The sequence below is a fragment of the Thermostichus sp. OS-CIW-26 genome, from assembly GCF_054058395.1.
In genome coordinates, this window is sequence record NZ_JBSSAG010000003.1 from 99,622 (window position 1) to 114,103 (window position 14,482).

Genomic DNA, 14,482 nt, shown 5'->3' on the forward strand with positions numbered 1-14,482 from the left:
CAAAGGCCGAAGCCAGCTTCCCCTCTCCCTCTCTGGGAGAGGGACTAATGAATAACGCGTACTAATTGCGTAATGCGGATGGCGAGACTCGAACTCGCAAGGCAAAGCCACACGCCCCTCAAACGTGCGCGTATACCAATTCCGCCACATCCGCTTCCGAGCCTAACCATCATAGCGACAGAGGGGTGGAGTTGTTAAGGGCATTGGCCATTTTGCAGCTACGGCTTGTCCTGCCTCGGCAAAGTTAAGGCAACTCCACCGACGTGGGCTTGGAAGCGTGGGGCAGTCCCCACCCCAACTTCTCTCGCATAACCCGGAAAAATTCCGGTCGGCGCAGGCGCATCAAATCTGTCCAATAGGGGGCACGTACCACCCGAATCTGGTCTTCCGGCATGATGTAGCAGCCGGCATTTCCATCTACCACCAAAACCAGTGGCTGAGGGGTAACGGGGCTAATCCATACTTCCTCCGAATCGGGGAAGACCAAGGCCCGCGACGCCATGGAATGGGGGCAGATGGGAATCAGCTGCAAAACCGGCACCCCCGGTGTGATCACCGGCCCACCCGCCGAGAGGGCATAGGCCGTCGAGCCGGTGGGAGTAGCCAAGATGACTCCGTCGGCAGCCACATCCAGAGGTGAGTGATCCCCGATGGTGATCTCGAAGTGGCACATGCTGGTCAAAGGCTCGCGGTGCAACACCATCTCGTTTAAGCTCAAGACCTCCCAGCGCAATTCTTGCCCTCGGTAGGCTTGCACCAGCAACATGCTGCGGCGATCCAGGGTGTATTCCCCGGCAATGGCGGCACTGGCTGCCTCTTCTAGGTGAGGAAGGTAGGTCTCCGTCAGAAAGCCCAGATGGCCCGTATTCACCGCCAACAAGGGGATCCCTTTGGGGGCCAGTTGCCGTGCTGCTGCCAAGACGGTGCCATCTCCCCCCAACACCACCGCAAACTTCATGGTTTGATCAAATCCAGCCGGGGCCAGGCTATCTACTTTGGTCAGGCAGATGGGGCTGTCGGGCTTGGCATAACCGAGGATACCGCCCCAGTTGGGGGCCACACAGACTTCCCAGCCCTGCTCCTGAAACCAGCGGGCTAGGGTTTCGCTGCTGCGTTTGGCGGCGGGTTTGGCGTCGTTGTAGAGGATCCCGGCTTTGGGCTTGGTCATGGGCAACGGGAAGGCAGAGGTGCCAAAACTCTATCAGTTCTGCAGGCCCCTCTGCTGGCCAGGTGATCCATTCCACAATTTCTGCCAGCAGACTTCGCTGATACATTGACGCTGAACAAGACGGGTAGCTTGCACGGCGAGGCCATACCCTGCTGCCCGGGGCTGCAGCGATTGCATCCTGCTCGTTGCCAATCGGCAGCTCAACCCTGGCAGGGCAAGAAGCTACGAGAAGCTATGAGGAAAAACGAGTGACGGCAGGTTGGAACGAGTACCTCAATCGACAGGGCGACCCCGGTACATCAGTCGGTACTTCACCTGCGGGGTCAAGTCTTTTTGCCCTGGATCCCCTTCCGCGGTGATGGGTTGTGGAGGGGCGGTGGGAGAGTGGGCGCTCGGCTGCGGGGGAGGGGTGGAAGAAGATGTACGGCTGACCTCCGCCGGCCATAAGCCCGCTTGCTTCAGAGCCCTGTGGAGCGCCTCCGTGTCAATAGGCAAAAACCACCTGGCAGCCTCGTAAATCCGTTCGAGGGAGTGGAGAATATCGCCGGCCTCCGCCAAGCCAGGGATCACATCTGCTGCCCCCTGATAAATTGCCCAGCGCCGCTCTGCGGGCTCGATGTGGCGACGGGGGTGATGAGTCAGGATCACAGGGATGTTGGGCAGCTTGCTTTGACACTCTCGACAAAAGGCATAGGGGTTAAACAGCCCCGTCGTCATGTCCACCACCATCAGATCCAGCGGCTGGCTTGTTGCCGCCTCTAGCAGATCTTCACGTGGGGAAATCGGCACCACAGAGTGCCCCTGAGACTCCAGCCCCAACTGCCAGAGATGAGATTGCAAGGGCTGGCCCTGAGCTAGCAGTATGGTTTTGCTCACCGTAGATGGAGATATGCGAGTAGAAGGAAAGGCAAAGGCTTGCACCACTTAATAATCCGTCGTACGCCAGAATCTTGTGCGGGGCGTAATGTAGCATTCTTAGGGGAAGCAAATGGTAACCGGATATACAGATATACAAGTGTTGCGGTTTAAGCCCGACGCTCCATACCCTTAAACCTGGATCCCCAGCAGCCGACAGCCCATTTCTGGGTGCGGCCTGTCCAATGGCCTCAATGTTTCTCCTGCTCAACCCAATCCGGGATCCCTTCTTTCTCGCTTTCCAATTCAGCTTGCAGGGCCTGCAACTCTTCCGGAGACAGCGAGTGGAGTTTCTCTTGAAGTTGCTGGGTCTCAAAGCTGGCCCACTGAGCCTTCAGGGTCATTTCCCCCCGCAGCACCCGCCTCAGGTAGCCAAAAGTCCACCCCAAGCAAGCCAGCAGGAGCACCACGCTCGATATCTGCTGCGCAGCCCCCGTATCCAAGCCCGCCCAAAGCAGCAGGCCGTAGAGGATCCCTCCCCCCAGCAGCAGGGCCAAGCCTATGCCAAGAACGTCCAATCTGCGCATGGCTCAGTGAACCGACAAACGGCTGACCTTACAGCGACCGGGGCTTGGGCCGAAACGTCATGAAGGGAGCCAAGAGCACCATGCCGGGAAAGAAAAACAAGACCAAGAAAAACATCAGCACCTTTTCCCAAGCACTGCCTGAAGTCCAGCGTTTGTCCACGTACAGCAGAGACAACAGAGGCAGCACCAGCAGATAGAGAACAGCCAAACCGGCATAAGTTAACCCAATCAACGATGTAGTAGAAGCCATGTCGAGTGCGCTCCGCAGCTAGACCTATGTCCAACAAATCTAACAGGATTGTAAAGGGATTTGTCAGCTTGGGGGAGTTCGTAACTCAGCCAACTGACCACAAACTGACTACAAGCTGGTGCTGATCGCCCCAACGGGGCAGGTGGCAACACACTGTTCGCACATGACACAGCGGTTGCGAGAGAACTCCAGCTTCCAGCTGGGAGCAGAAATCTTCAGGGCCTCGGTTGGGCAAACTCCCGTACACAATCCACAGTCCACGCACAAGTCTGGGTCGATTTGAATTTCCTTGGCCCGTTCAGTCACCTCAATGCCCAAAGACTGTACCCATTCCAATCCTGCTTCCACCTGGTCGATATCCCCCGACAGCTCCACCACCAAAGTACCCACTTCGTTGGGGGCTACCCTGGCGCGCACGATATTGGCAGCCACATCGAAGTCTTTGGCCAACCGATAGGTGAGAGGCACATTCACCAAATGGCGGGGGAAAATGAGGGTAACTCGTTTGCGCACGGATCTTGAGTGTTTTGAGTGCAGCAACTTCCTTCAGTATGGCAGGCTTGTGAGGTTCAGTTTGGCCGTGAATGCAGCTCACTTCCACCCTCCACAGGACACCCAAGGCGAACCCCACAGCGGTAGGGCAGGGCTTTGAACCCAGTTTTTCGGTGAGCTCAGCTTCTTGGGAAGATCACCAGAGGCAGCGCGTGAGACAACGGCGCCATTATCAGCGTGCCCCTCTCACCAAAAGCCATCTGTGGAAGCCGACCCAGAGCCTGCCACAATAGGATGGAGAGCGTCCCCGATCCCTATGAACCCATCTTTTGCTCAGCCCCGTCTCAACTCAGAGCAGTACCGCCAGATGCTGGTGCGGGATGGCGAACGTCGCTTCCGCGAGTGGCACACTGCCTTCCTCAAGTATCAACAGCAGTTTTTGCAAGAGATGAAGCAACTGCGTCTCCAGGGTTCCTTGCATCACTGAATGGTTAATGCCCACCGTCCCCACCTTGCACCCGCTGCCAGTCTTCTCCAAGCCCGATCCCTCCCCAGGGCCTACGGCCTGCCAAGGCGAACGGCAAGAAACCTTGGAATTGCTGGAGTGGCCCCGCCTTTGTCAGCACTTGGCCACCTTTGCGGCCACACCCTTGGGCCGCCGTGCCTGCTTGGAGCTGGATCCCTGGCAGAGCCGCGCCGACAGCGAAGCCTACCTTGAGCAGACGGAAGAGGCGATCCGCCTCGATCGCACACAGGCCGGGGGACTTTCTATGGCAGGGATCCACAACCTGCTGCCGGCTTTGGAACGGGCTGAACGGGGGGGGATCCTGAGCGGGGAAGAGCTGGTGCAGATCGCTACAACTCTGGGGGCAGCCCGCCGCATCCGCCGCCTGATCGATGATCATGACCATCTGCCCCACCTGCAGGCCTGGGTGAGCAACCTGCGCACCTACCCGGAGCTGGAGCAGGAGATCTTCCGCTGCCTGGAGGAGCATGGTGAGGTGCGGGACAGCGCCAGCCCTACCCTTGCGGATCTGCGCCAGCAGCAGCGGCGGCAACGCAGCCAGATCCAAGAGCAGCTGCAACAATTGATGAGCCAGTATCCCCAGGCGCTGCAGGATACCCTGATTGGCCAGCGGCAGGGGCGGTTTGTCCTGATGGTGAAGGCCACCCATCGGGATCTCATCCGCGGCCTTGTGCACGACAGCTCTGCCAGTGGAGCCACCCTCTATGTGGAGCCCTACGCTGTGGTGGAACTGGGCAACCGCTGGCGAGAAACCCAAGCTCAGATTCAGGCGGAGGAAGAGCGGATCTTGGCCGCGCTCTCGGCTCAGGTGGCAGCCGTGGCCACCGATCTGGAGCATTTGCAGGGGGTGATGGTGGGGTTGGATGTGGCTCTGGCTCGGGGTCGCTACAGCCTCTGGCTGGAGGGCAATCGTCCCCAGTTTGTCTCGGCAGGATTGCGCCTGCGTCAGGCCAAGCACCCTCTGCTGCTCTGGCAATCTCGCGCCGCTGCCCCTTCGGAGGGTCAAGGCTCTGCTGTTGTCCCTATCGACTTCACCCTCTCGGACTCGATTCGGGTCGTAGTCATCACCGGCCCCAACACCGGCGGCAAAACCGTTGCCCTGAAAACCCTGGGCCTGCTGGTGCTCATGGCCAAGGCGGGGATCTTCCTGCCGGCTCAAGATCCGCCCCAACTGCCTTGGTTCGACGGGGTTTACGCCGACATTGGGGACGAACAATCGCTGCAACAAAATCTCTCCACCTTTTCAGGGCACATCCGCCGCATCAGCCGCATGGTACAGGCCCTGCAGTCCACTCCAGAGCCGGCCCTTGTCCTGTTGGATGAGGTGGGGGCGGGCACGGATCCCACCGAAGGAGCTGCCCTGGCGGCTGGGCTATTGGAGTACCTCTCGGAAAGGGCACTGCTCACCCTGGCTACCACCCACTACGGCGAGCTAAAGGCCCTGAAATACCAACATCCCGGCTTTGAAAATGCCTCAGTGGAGTTCGACGAGGTCACCCTGGCCCCCACCTATCGCCTCTTGTGGGGGATCCCAGGCCGCTCCAACGCCTTGGCCATTGCCCAACGGCTGCAGTTGGATCCAGAGATTCTGCGGCGGGCCCAGCGGCACCTGCAAGGGGAAAGCCAGGTGGATAGGGTCATTGCCGGCCTGGAAGCGCAGCGGGCTCAATTGGAAGAGCGGGCGGCCCAGGTGGGATCCCTGCATCGAGAGCTGGAGAGCCTACATCAACAAATGCAACAGCGTAGCCGCCAAATCGCCGAGCGAGAAGCTCAACTGGAGCAGAAGCAAAACCAAGAACTGCAAGCCCTGTTGGCTGCTGCCCGTCAGGAAGTGGCTGCCGCCATCCGCAGATTGCAGCAGGGAGAGGATCCCCAACGCATTACTGCCGAGCTGGCGCAAATCCAGCAGCGCTACTCTCCCCCACCGCCGCCCGTGGATATGGAGTTTGTGCCAGAGGTGGGAGATCGGGTGCGGCTGAGAGGCTTGGGTCAGACGGGGGAAGTGATCGCCATCGAAGGGGATGTGTATGTGGTGCGCAGCGGCATCCTCAAATTCACAGTGCCACGGGGGCAGTTGGATCCCATCGATGAACACCAGGCTAAGCAACGCCAACGCCCCAAAGCCCCACCTCCCTCCCCTGCAGCCACCGCTCCCCTGAACCTGCGCACCAGCCAGAACACCCTCGATCTGAGGGGGAAAACCGTTGCTGATGCTGAGGCCATTCTGGAACAGCACTTTGCCCAAGCTCCTCCCGGCCCGGTTTGGATCATCCACGGCCACGGCACAGGGCGCTTGCGGGCCGGCGTACAAGCTTACTTGCAAAATCACCCCCGCGTTCAGCGTTTTTCAGCCGCTGATCCCGAAGACGGCGGTACTGGAGTGACCGTGGCTCACCTGCAATGAGGCTTACCGGTGCCGGAGGGGACTCAGATCCAGATCAGATCCAAAGCCGAGATAAAGCTCCGGGCCCCAAGGATCCACAGGGTTTCCGAGGGCTATCATCTCCAGACAGCCGTGAGCTCAAGCTTCCCTCCCCCCTTCGGAAGAGAGACTAGGGAGGGTTAAGTTGGCTTTATTGGGTCGGAGACCGGACAAGTGCCGGGCAATGTCTCAAGCTTGACTCTGGAGCACTGCCGCTGCCGAGCTGACGGGCTGGGATCCCCTCTGTTGTCGCCGGCTTCGCCAGAGCCAGTAGCTCCGCAGCAGTTGGCCATCTCCAATGAGCTTCAACATCACCGCCACCGTCGCACCTGTCCAACTGAGAGGCCCAAAGGCGGTGCCTGCTGCTGCCAACAGCGCCAACCCAGAAAGATTTAGCCCCAAGCCTTGCACCCACATCCACAAGATAGTCTCGCGTTCTGACATCTGTCAGCTCCTAGAGGAGAAATAGGATAGCCCTACTGTCCTGAATCTGAGCAGAGACGGGGATGGGGTTGAGCCTTGACACCGCTGCCCAAAGCTGCACACTTGAGGGGGGCATATTCCCCCTACGGATGGGCTGCTTCACCCAGCCACTCCTGCAATCGGGCCAGAGCCAGCCGCTTCTGGGCAGCAGAGCGTACCGTACCCTCCGTGAGCCGATTGAAGCCATGCACCAACCCCTTGCCCCCCAAAGCCACCAGCGTCACCCGATGGGTTTGGCCTGGCTCAAAACGCACCGCATTGCCGGAAGGAATGTTGAGGCGCATGCCAAAGCTGGCGGCGCGATCGAAAACCAGGGCTCGGTTCACCTCAAAAAAGTGAAAATGGGATCCCACCTGAATGGGCCGATCCCCTCGGTTGGTAACCTCCAGGGTCACGGTGGCCCGTCCGACGTTGGCTTGGATGGGATCCTCTGCCAGCAACAGTTCCCCTGGGATCAGGGCCGGCTCCGCGTTGGCAGCAGGGTTGGTTCTGGATTGGCGAGCCATGGGGACGACCTCCTGAAGTCTCTGGGTCTTTGGAGCATCTGGGGGATCCCTAGCGAATGGGGTGGTGTAGGGTAACCAGCTTGGTTCCGTCGGGGAAAGTAGCCTCCACTTGAATTTCCGGGATCATCTCTGGGATCCCGGGCATTACGTCCTCGCGGGTCAGCCACGTCAGCCCCTCGCTCATCAGTTGGGCGACTGTTTTCCCCTCCCGCGCCCCTTCCAAGACTGCTGCGCTCAAGTAGGCCACCGCCTCAGGGTAATTGAGTTTGAGGCCCCGCTGCCGCCGATCCCGAGCCAACTGGGCAGCCAGGTAGATCAACAACTTGTCTTTCTCCTGGGGGGATAAGTACACGGGACAACCTCAAAGATACAAAAGGATACAGGGGGGACAGCAGCAGGCCCAGTTGGCCTAGAGTTGACCGAACTCATGCGCAGAAATCCCCACTCTTGGCGCAGCGGACTGTTGCTACGCAACAAGGTGGCTAGCCGTAGTTCATCTTCTACCACCTCTGGGCAAAAAAGGGGAGCCCAGGCTACAAGAGATTTCACTCTCTCCTGCACAAGCAGCAGTCTTAACCTCTTCCGACATCGGGTTTTGCAACTTCCTTCCTAGGCAACCCGCTATATAAAGAGTAACAATAGATGCATATAGATTAGAAGATGTAAAAGTCTGTCTGGATTCCTATCTCAGCTCTGAGTTGGTTTATCCTGGAGCAATTTACCGGCTCTGTATTAACAGTTTCCTTTGATAGGCGTTGACTGGGTTCTTTTGATCGGCTATGAAACTCGAACTGACTCCCCGCCAGCGGAAGATTCTCTGGGCGACAGTGCGTAGCTACATTGCTACAGCTGAACCTGTCGGTTCCAAAACCTTGGCCCAGTCCTATAACTTTGGGGTGAGCACGGCCACCATTCGCAACGACTTGGCCACCCTTGAGCAGGTGGGATTGCTGTTTCAGCCTCACACCTCCGCCGGACGGGTTCCTTCCGACTTTGGCTATCGGGTTTATGTCAACGATTTGTTGACCTCTGCCAACAGCGGTGGGATCCCTCACGATGCTCCTCAGCCGGATCCCCATCCCGCTCTGCAACAGTTGATGGATCAGCTTGGCCGTGAGCTGGGAGATGACTTGGACAGTCTCCTACAAAGGGTGGCCCAGCTTTTGGCCCATCTGAGCGGTTGCATTGCTCTCATCACTCCTCCTCAGGGGCCGGTGGTAGCCATTCATCATGTGCAGTTGGTGTCGGTAGCGCCAGGGCGGGTGATGGTGTTGGTGGTAACCGACTCCTATCAAACCCATTCAGCTCTGGTCAGCCCCCCCGACTGGCCCAGCGACTCCCGAGAGGATTTGGAAGATGAATTGCAATTGCTCAGCAACTTTCTCACCCTGAAGCTGCGGGGCAAAACCTTTGCCGAGTTGCAGGATCTGAGCTGGCTGAAACTGGATGAAGAATTTCGTACCTACGGCCATTGGCTCCAGCAACTGCTGCGCTCGGTGGTGCAACGCTGTCTACAGCCCTCTCTGGGGCAGGTGTTCAGTGCCGGTATGGCCGAGTTGATGCGTCAGCCGGAGTTTTCCCAGGCCCGGCAGGTGCAGGCAGTGATGCAGTTGATCGAGGAGGGAGCCAAGCAACTTCAGGGGATGATTGGGCTCCATTTTGCCGATGGGGGTGATCCGCAGTTGGCGTATCTGCCTCCTCTGCCGAGCTCAACGGAGATGGATCAAGAGTCAGGACAGTCTGCCCGCAAGACCCCGGTGATCATCTACATTGGCAGCGAGAATCCACTGGAGTCTCTGCACCACTGCACGGTTATCGCCTCCACTTACCACCGTCGCTCGGCTCCTCTGGGCACGGTCACCTTGCTGGGGCCGACCCGAATGGCCTACGAGCGCAGCATTGCTGCTGTGCAGGCGGTGGCCTCTCATCTGACCCGAGCTCTTGCCTAAGGGATCCCATGAAGGCAGGCAGGGTCTGGGTTGCACCTGAGCAATAACAAGCTGTGGCCAGGCTCTCTCCTCTCCACCTGCGGGTACAGTGCGCCATTCGGCAGCGGCAACTTCTTCACCCTGGCCAGCGGCTGCTGGTGGCTTTTTCGGGCGGGCAAGATTCTTTTTGCCTGCTCCAAATCCTGCGGGATCTACAGCCTCGCTGGGGCTGGCAGCTCTTCGTTTTGCATTGCGATCACCGCTGGTCGGCAGATGAAACGGAGTGTGCTCGCTTTTTGCAGGGGTGGCTGCAGCAGCAGGGACTGCCTCATGCCGTTGAGACTGCGGATCCCATCCGCCGAGACGAAGCAGGGGCCAGGGCTTGGCGCTACCAACAACTGGAGAAATGGGCCCGCACCTGGGATTGCAGCGCCGTGGTGATGGGGCATACGGCCAGCGACCGGGCCGAGACATTTTTATGGAACTTGCTGCGAGGGACAGGAGCCGCCGGGCTGAGCAGCCTAGATTGGCAGCGTCGCCTGGACGACCGGGATCCCACCTCTGCCCAGGTGGTGCGACCCCTGCTGGGTCTATACCGTTGGGAAACCGAACAATTTTGCCAGCAGCACCAATTGCCAGTTTGGCCGGATCGCAGCAACCAAGATCTGGCCCATTGCCGCAACCGTCTCCGCCTGGAGGTGATGCCCTACTTGAAGCAGCACTTTAATCCGCAACTGGAAGCGGCCCTGAATCGGGCTGCCACGCTGCTCCAAGCAGAACATGAGCTAGTGGTAGCCCAAGCAGCTCAGCTATGGCAGCAGGTGTATGAGCCCGCTTTGCCAGGGCTGCGACGGGATCCCTTGCGGGCTGCCCCCTTGGCTCTGCAGCGGCAGGTAATGTTCCAGTTTTTGTCCCTGGTGTTGCCCCACCACCCCACCTTTGAACAGGTAGAAGCCGGGATCCAGCTCTTAAAAGCAGACCGAGGCAGCCGTAGCCCCGATTATCCAGGTGGGCACTGGCTGGAAGTGAAAGGGGATCACTTGGTTTGTTTCCATTAATTTTTCCATTAATTCCACTTCCCCGAAGGGAAGCAACCACTCGATCCGTCATCTCTCCCCTCTCCACCTTCCAGTTTCCATTAATTCCACTTCCCCGAAGGGAAGCGACTGATTCATTAATAGTAAGTATCACCACTGATTGTGGCAATACTTGGATACGATTAGCATCTTATGGTAATAATACAGGCCCGAGTCCATTGGCTACAGCACCTGATATGACCACTGCATTTGTACCTACCCCATCACAATGGGCAACCAAGACAATAGATTTAAGCCCGTATGCTTCTCAAACCGCCGCCAGAATCAGATTCCAATTGCGAAGTGGATGGGGAAATGTTACTTATCTGGATGATATAAACATTAGTGCTGCAACCAATACACCACCAAGCGCTTCTTTTAATGTTTCATCAACTAACATCTGTGCAGGGCAAAGTATTACATTTACCAATACATCTACCAATGCTACTTCCTATAGCTGGTCCTTCCCCGGCGGAACTCCTTCAACAAGTACGGCTGCCAGTCCTACTGTAACATTTAATTCAGCGGGGACATATACTGTAACATTAACAGCTAGCAATTTAAACGGAACAAACACGGCAACAGCCAGTATTGTGGTGAATCCTTTGCCCACACCTACTATAAGTGGTGGCGGTACTATTTGTCAGGGAAGCTCTGTAAATCTTACTGCTTCTGGTGGTAATAGTTTTACTTGGAATACAGGTGCTAATACTGCTTCCATCAATGTAAGCCCTGCATCCACTACTACCTATACCGTTACAGCCACAGCTACTAACGGATGTACAGCAACTGCCACTGCATCGGTTACAGTACTTAACTGTTCTTCGCTGGATGAAGTGATGAATACCTCCAACTTTTTGGTGTATCCCAATCCGGCTACTGATATGATTACCATTGCTCTGCAATTGGCTTCTGCCGAACCGTTGAAAGGAGAACTGATGACAACACTGGGTCAGGTGTTGCAGCAATTTACCATTGCTCCATCTCAGCAGCAAATAACTTTGATCACAGACGGATTGTCTTCTGGAATTTATCTTCTTAGAATATCTGACGGAAAACAAGCGATAACACAACGCATCATGGTTGTAAAATAAATCAGAAAGCCCCGGTTACGGGGCTTTTTTGTTTGTGTTTTCTTACTAGGATTAAGCAATGATAGTCTTTGAAAATTCTTCGCAGAATGTGCGTATCTCATTTCGAACCATACGAAATGCATGCATAATTTCTTCTTCACTTCCGGTTGCTTTGTCAGGATCAGAAAAACTATGATGTATGCGAATGGAATTACCTGGTATGTACGGACAGTTTTCTCTGGCATGATCACATACCGTGATGATGTAATCAAAGGGTATGTTTAAGTATTCATTTACATGGTTGCTGGTATGATGACTGATATCAATTCCATCTTCTTTCATGATTTGTATGGCTCTCGGATTTACGCCATGTATCTCAATACCGGCACTGTAAATATGAGCTTTACCTTGTAACAGATTTTCTAAATAACCATGTACCATTTGACTACGGCAGCTATTACCTGTGCATAAAACCAAGATTTTTTTCATTTAATACCTCCAACTGTTAGCGATGGCTACCAACGATAACATGATGGGTACTTCTATGAGTACACCAACCACCGTGGCTAACGACGCACCTGAATTAAGACCAAAAAGTGATATGGCCACGGCAACTGCGAGTTCAAAAAAATTACTGGCACCAATCATCGCAGCCGGTGCACAAACCGGATGTGATAAACGGAGCAATTTTCCACCCAGCCAGGTTATAAAAAATATGAAGTAGGTTTGAATGGTCAGTGGTATGGCTATCAACAAAATGGTGTATGGATGATCCAGTATGTGTTCGCCCTGAAAGGCAAAGAGTAAAACCAGGGTTGAAAGCAATGCTAGTATGGAAACAGGACGAAGTGCCGGAAGAAATTTTTGTTCAAACCAATCCTTTCCTTTTCGTTGAGGCAATATCCGATTGGTCAGATAGCCCGTAGTTAGCGGTATAACAACAAAAACAACCACCGAAGTAATCAGTACTTCATACGGTATCTGTATGTTGGTTACTCCCAGCAGCCATTTTACAATGGGTACAAATGCAACCGGCAGAATAAGATCGTTGACTGAAACTTGTATTAACGTATAATTGGCATCGCCTCTCACCAAATAACTCCACACAAACACCATGGCTGTGCAGGGTGCGGCACCCAGCAGAATGGCGCCTGCCAGGTACTGGTCTGCATCTTCCGGAGTGATCCAGGTAGCATACAGATTTTTAAAGAAAATCCATCCAAATAATGCCATGGTGAAAGGTTTGATCAGCCAGTTTACAGTAACTGTCAGCGCCAGCCCTTTCCAATTTTTTGAAACACCGCCTATCGATGAAAAATCAATCTGTACCATCATCGGGTAGATCATCATCCAAACCAACACCGCTACCGGAATGTTGATGGTATATATCTGCCAGCTTTCAAGCACCGAAACAGAATTCCCCAGTATTTTCCCAAGACCAATGCCTGCAGCAATGCATAGCGAGACCCAAACGGTAAGGTATTTTTCAAAAAACTTCATGGGTTGAAATTTAATTACAGCGTTTCCATTAATTCCACTTCCCCGAAGGGAAGCGACCCCCCCCATTATAACCCTTGCCCAGAGGTCTTGTTTTCGGCTGCAATTTCCCCTTGTTTTTCTCCGCCGAGGGGCCTGAAACCCTTGCCCAGAGCGGGATCGACCGGGTCAAGGGAAGAATCAGGGTTTGAGGTTTGTCGCCGACCCTGTCGCTAACCATGTTGGTGTAGAAATTAACATGGATCCTGGGGTCGCTGCCTGGATAGGTTGGGGGCTTGGGCCAGCCCTGGGCAATGGGGCTTGCTGGTGGCGTCCGTAGAACAGAGTCTATGAGAGAATCTCTCGGCCCAACCGTGGGAAAAGTGTCGAGCATGTTAAAAGTAGACGAAAATGAGATCTCGATAGGATGCCAGTTTGCCTATCGACTGTTGTCGCTATAGTGGCTGAACACCATGCTGGATCCCCTTTTGGAAGAGAAAATCCGTGAGCAAATCCGCACCCACAAGGTGCTCATCTACATGAAGGGCACCCCGGAAATGCCCCAATGTGGGTTTTCCTATGCCGCCGTTCGTGTGCTGGATAGTTTGGGCTTCCCCTACACGGCGATTAACGTACTCGAGGATCCTGAGATCCGCCAGGGGATTAAAGAGTTTTCCAACTGGCCTACTATCCCGCAGATTTATATTGATGGGGAGTTTGTGGGCGGTTGCGACATCATCCAAGAGATGCACGCCCGCAACGAGCTGCGTCCGCTGGTCGAGGCAGCCTTTGCTAAGGCCACGGCTCAACCTTAAGGGATCCCATCTCATCCAGAGGGGTTGCCATGCTTACCCCCGACTACCTTCGGCAGCACCTGATGGAGAAGCTGCAGGCTCTTCATGTGCAGGTGGAGGATGAGTCCCACCTTCACATCGGCCACGGGGGCGGGACAGGAGGGCACTACCGAGTTCAAGTAGTGTCGCCTTCGTTTGTCGGCAAAACGACCCTACAGCGACATCGCCTGGTGTATGCCGCTCTGGCGGAACACATGGGGCGGAGCATTCATGCTTTGGCCCTGCAAACTTACAGCCCTGAAGAGGTTTCTGCGCAAGGGATCCCTGAGGAGATCAGCTAGCATAGAGGGCAAAATCGCGGCCCCATCAGGGCAGAGGAGAGAGCATGGCAACTCTTTTGGCCACCTGGCTGATGTCAGCCTTGAGTGTAATGATCCTGGCTTAGCTTTTGCCCGGGATCCACGTCTCCGGGTTTGGCGGGGCTTTGGTGGCGGCTCTGGCCATCGGTCTGGTCAATGGTTTGGTTAGGCCGATTCTCCGGCTGATCACCCTGCCGATTACAATTCTTACCCTGGGCTTGTTTTGGCTAATTTTGAACGGCATCTGCTTGGTCATTGCCGATAAGCTGGCCGGGAACGCTTTCAATATCGATAACTTCGGTTGGGCGTTCGTCGGCGCGATTGTACTTTCCATCGTCAGTGGCTTGGTTCAGCAGGTTTTCGAGCAAGGTGTGCAGAACTGACTTCGTCCCCAGCCGTGAGAGGGCAGGGTTTGGTTCAAGATTGCAGGGGGTACGCTAGGGGAACGTCAACACTCAGCCCGACGATAACCAAAACCAACTTTAAG

18 protein-coding genes and 1 tRNA gene are annotated in these 14,482 nt (G+C 55.6%); 8 read left to right on the forward strand and 11 right to left on the reverse strand.

Going from position 1 to position 14,482, the window contains the following annotated elements; translation table 11 throughout:
• Positions 1 to 73: 73 nt before the first annotated feature.
• From ACVW0C_RS02415 to ACVW0C_RS02440, 6 genes are all read right to left on the reverse strand, one after another.
• Positions 74 to 154: transfer RNA gene (locus ACVW0C_RS02415), tRNA-Leu, on the reverse strand.
• A 90-nt stretch (positions 155 to 244) separates the two neighbouring features.
• Positions 245 to 1,168, reverse strand: coding sequence for an NAD(+) kinase (locus tag ACVW0C_RS02420; protein ID WP_011433945.1), 924 nt, complete (start codon positions 1,166 to 1,168; stop codon positions 245 to 247).
• Between the two features lie 273 nt (positions 1,169 to 1,441).
• A complete protein-coding gene (locus ACVW0C_RS02425) occupies positions 1,442 to 2,092 on the reverse strand; it encodes a response regulator (RefSeq protein ID WP_457384218.1) in 651 nt (216 codons plus the stop codon).
• A 182-nt stretch (positions 2,093 to 2,274) separates the two neighbouring features.
• Entirely contained in the window at positions 2,275 to 2,610 is a 336-nt protein-coding gene (locus ACVW0C_RS02430) for a DUF3007 family protein (RefSeq protein ID WP_457384219.1), read from the reverse strand.
• A 28-nt stretch (positions 2,611 to 2,638) separates the two neighbouring features.
• The gene (gene ndhL, locus ACVW0C_RS02435) at positions 2,639 to 2,860 is read right to left on the reverse strand and encodes an NAD(P)H-quinone oxidoreductase subunit L (protein ID WP_414331907.1); all 222 of its coding nucleotides are present in this window, start codon (positions 2,858 to 2,860) and stop codon (positions 2,639 to 2,641) included.
• Between the two features lie 108 nt (positions 2,861 to 2,968).
• The gene (locus ACVW0C_RS02440) at positions 2,969 to 3,373 is read right to left on the reverse strand and encodes an NIL domain-containing protein (RefSeq protein WP_414344412.1); all 405 of its coding nucleotides are present in this window, start codon (positions 3,371 to 3,373) and stop codon (positions 2,969 to 2,971) included.
• Between the two features lie 295 nt (positions 3,374 to 3,668).
• On the opposite strand from ACVW0C_RS02440, the gene ACVW0C_RS02445 reads away from it, so the two are divergent.
• Positions 3,669 to 3,839 (forward strand): hypothetical protein, encoded by a 171-nt coding sequence (locus ACVW0C_RS02445; RefSeq protein WP_414344414.1) that lies wholly within the window; start codon positions 3,669 to 3,671, stop codon positions 3,837 to 3,839.
• A gap of 7 nt (positions 3,840 to 3,846) precedes the next feature.
• Positions 3,847 to 6,282: an endonuclease MutS2 gene (locus ACVW0C_RS02450; protein ID WP_457384220.1), complete on the forward strand. Its 2,436-nt coding sequence runs from the start codon at positions 3,847 to 3,849 to the stop codon at positions 6,280 to 6,282.
• 207 nt (positions 6,283 to 6,489) lie between these two features.
• Here the strand turns inward: ACVW0C_RS02450 and ACVW0C_RS02455 are convergent, their stop codons facing one another.
• From ACVW0C_RS02455 to ACVW0C_RS02465, 3 genes are all read right to left on the reverse strand, one after another.
• Positions 6,490 to 6,744, reverse strand: a complete 255-nt coding sequence (locus tag ACVW0C_RS02455) for a hypothetical protein (RefSeq protein ID WP_414357571.1) — start codon at positions 6,742 to 6,744, stop codon at positions 6,490 to 6,492.
• A gap of 122 nt (positions 6,745 to 6,866) precedes the next feature.
• A complete protein-coding gene (locus ACVW0C_RS02460) occupies positions 6,867 to 7,289 on the reverse strand; it encodes an urease subunit beta (protein ID WP_457384221.1) in 423 nt (140 codons plus the stop codon).
• A 49-nt stretch (positions 7,290 to 7,338) separates the two neighbouring features.
• Positions 7,339 to 7,641: an urease subunit gamma gene (locus ACVW0C_RS02465; RefSeq protein ID WP_011433938.1), complete on the reverse strand. Its 303-nt coding sequence runs from the start codon at positions 7,639 to 7,641 to the stop codon at positions 7,339 to 7,341.
• Between the two features lie 427 nt (positions 7,642 to 8,068).
• On the opposite strand from ACVW0C_RS02465, the gene ACVW0C_RS02470 reads away from it, so the two are divergent.
• The 3 genes from ACVW0C_RS02470 to ACVW0C_RS02480 all read left to right on the forward strand — a co-directional run bounded on the left by ACVW0C_RS02470 (position 8,069) and on the right by ACVW0C_RS02480 (position 11,387).
• The gene (locus ACVW0C_RS02470; protein ID WP_011433937.1) at positions 8,069 to 9,238 is read left to right on the forward strand and encodes an HrcA family transcriptional regulator; all 1,170 of its coding nucleotides are present in this window, start codon (positions 8,069 to 8,071) and stop codon (positions 9,236 to 9,238) included.
• 53 nt (positions 9,239 to 9,291) lie between these two features.
• Positions 9,292 to 10,275, forward strand: coding sequence for a tRNA lysidine(34) synthetase TilS (gene tilS / locus ACVW0C_RS02475; RefSeq protein WP_457384222.1), 984 nt, complete (start codon positions 9,292 to 9,294; stop codon positions 10,273 to 10,275).
• A gap of 215 nt (positions 10,276 to 10,490) precedes the next feature.
• The gene (locus tag ACVW0C_RS02480; protein ID WP_414357574.1) at positions 10,491 to 11,387 is read left to right on the forward strand and encodes a T9SS type A sorting domain-containing protein; all 897 of its coding nucleotides are present in this window, start codon (positions 10,491 to 10,493) and stop codon (positions 11,385 to 11,387) included.
• Between the two features lie 51 nt (positions 11,388 to 11,438).
• Here the strand turns inward: ACVW0C_RS02480 and ACVW0C_RS02485 are convergent, their stop codons facing one another.
• On the reverse strand, positions 11,439 to 11,855 hold the full coding sequence (locus tag ACVW0C_RS02485) for an arsenate reductase ArsC (protein ID WP_011433934.1): 417 nt from the start codon (positions 11,853 to 11,855) through the stop codon (positions 11,439 to 11,441).
• Positions 11,856 to 12,866 (reverse strand): ACR3 family arsenite efflux transporter, encoded by a 1,011-nt coding sequence (gene arsB / locus ACVW0C_RS02490; protein ID WP_414407670.1) that lies wholly within the window; start codon positions 12,864 to 12,866, stop codon positions 11,856 to 11,858.
• Positions 12,867 to 13,315: 449 nt separating this feature from the next.
• Between arsB and grxD the strand changes: the two genes are divergently transcribed.
• From grxD to ACVW0C_RS02505, 3 genes are all read left to right on the forward strand, one after another.
• Complete coding sequence (gene grxD, locus ACVW0C_RS02495; protein ID WP_457384223.1) at positions 13,316 to 13,657, forward strand: Grx4 family monothiol glutaredoxin; 342 nt, start codon at positions 13,316 to 13,318, stop codon at positions 13,655 to 13,657.
• Between the two features lie 29 nt (positions 13,658 to 13,686).
• Positions 13,687 to 13,977: a BolA family protein gene (locus ACVW0C_RS02500; protein WP_414329320.1), complete on the forward strand. Its 291-nt coding sequence runs from the start codon at positions 13,687 to 13,689 to the stop codon at positions 13,975 to 13,977.
• A 107-nt stretch (positions 13,978 to 14,084) separates the two neighbouring features.
• Positions 14,085 to 14,378, forward strand: a complete 294-nt coding sequence (locus ACVW0C_RS02505) for a phage holin family protein (RefSeq protein ID WP_457384224.1) — start codon at positions 14,085 to 14,087, stop codon at positions 14,376 to 14,378.
• The last annotated feature ends 104 nt before the right edge of the window (positions 14,379 to 14,482 follow it).

Coding starts and splice junctions, on each gene's coding strand:
- ACVW0C_RS02500 (WP_414329320.1), top strand. CDS start 13,687: ATGCTTACCCCCGACTACCTTCGGCAGCACCTGATGGAGAAGCTGCAG.
- ACVW0C_RS02470 (WP_011433937.1), top strand. CDS start 8,069: ATGAAACTCGAACTGACTCCCCGCCAGCGGAAGATTCTCTGGGCGACA.
- ACVW0C_RS02445 (WP_414344414.1), top strand. CDS start 3,669: ATGAACCCATCTTTTGCTCAGCCCCGTCTCAACTCAGAGCAGTACCGC.
- grxD (WP_457384223.1), top strand. CDS start 13,316: ATGCTGGATCCCCTTTTGGAAGAGAAAATCCGTGAGCAAATCCGCACC.
- ACVW0C_RS02450 (WP_457384220.1), top strand. CDS start 3,847: ATGCCCACCGTCCCCACCTTGCACCCGCTGCCAGTCTTCTCCAAGCCC.
- ACVW0C_RS02455 (WP_414357571.1), bottom strand. CDS start 6,744: ATGTCAGAACGCGAGACTATCTTGTGGATGTGGGTGCAAGGCTTGGGG.
- ndhL (WP_414331907.1), bottom strand. CDS start 2,860: ATGGCTTCTACTACATCGTTGATTGGGTTAACTTATGCCGGTTTGGCT.
- ACVW0C_RS02420 (WP_011433945.1), bottom strand. CDS start 1,168: ATGACCAAGCCCAAAGCCGGGATCCTCTACAACGACGCCAAACCCGCC.
- ACVW0C_RS02485 (WP_011433934.1), bottom strand. CDS start 11,855: ATGAAAAAAATCTTGGTTTTATGCACAGGTAATAGCTGCCGTAGTCAA.
- ACVW0C_RS02480 (WP_414357574.1), top strand. CDS start 10,491: ATGACCACTGCATTTGTACCTACCCCATCACAATGGGCAACCAAGACA.
- ACVW0C_RS02430 (WP_457384219.1), bottom strand. CDS start 2,610: ATGCGCAGATTGGACGTTCTTGGCATAGGCTTGGCCCTGCTGCTGGGG.
- arsB (WP_414407670.1), bottom strand. CDS start 12,866: ATGAAGTTTTTTGAAAAATACCTTACCGTTTGGGTCTCGCTATGCATT.
- ACVW0C_RS02460 (WP_457384221.1), bottom strand. CDS start 7,289: ATGGCTCGCCAATCCAGAACCAACCCTGCTGCCAACGCGGAGCCGGCC.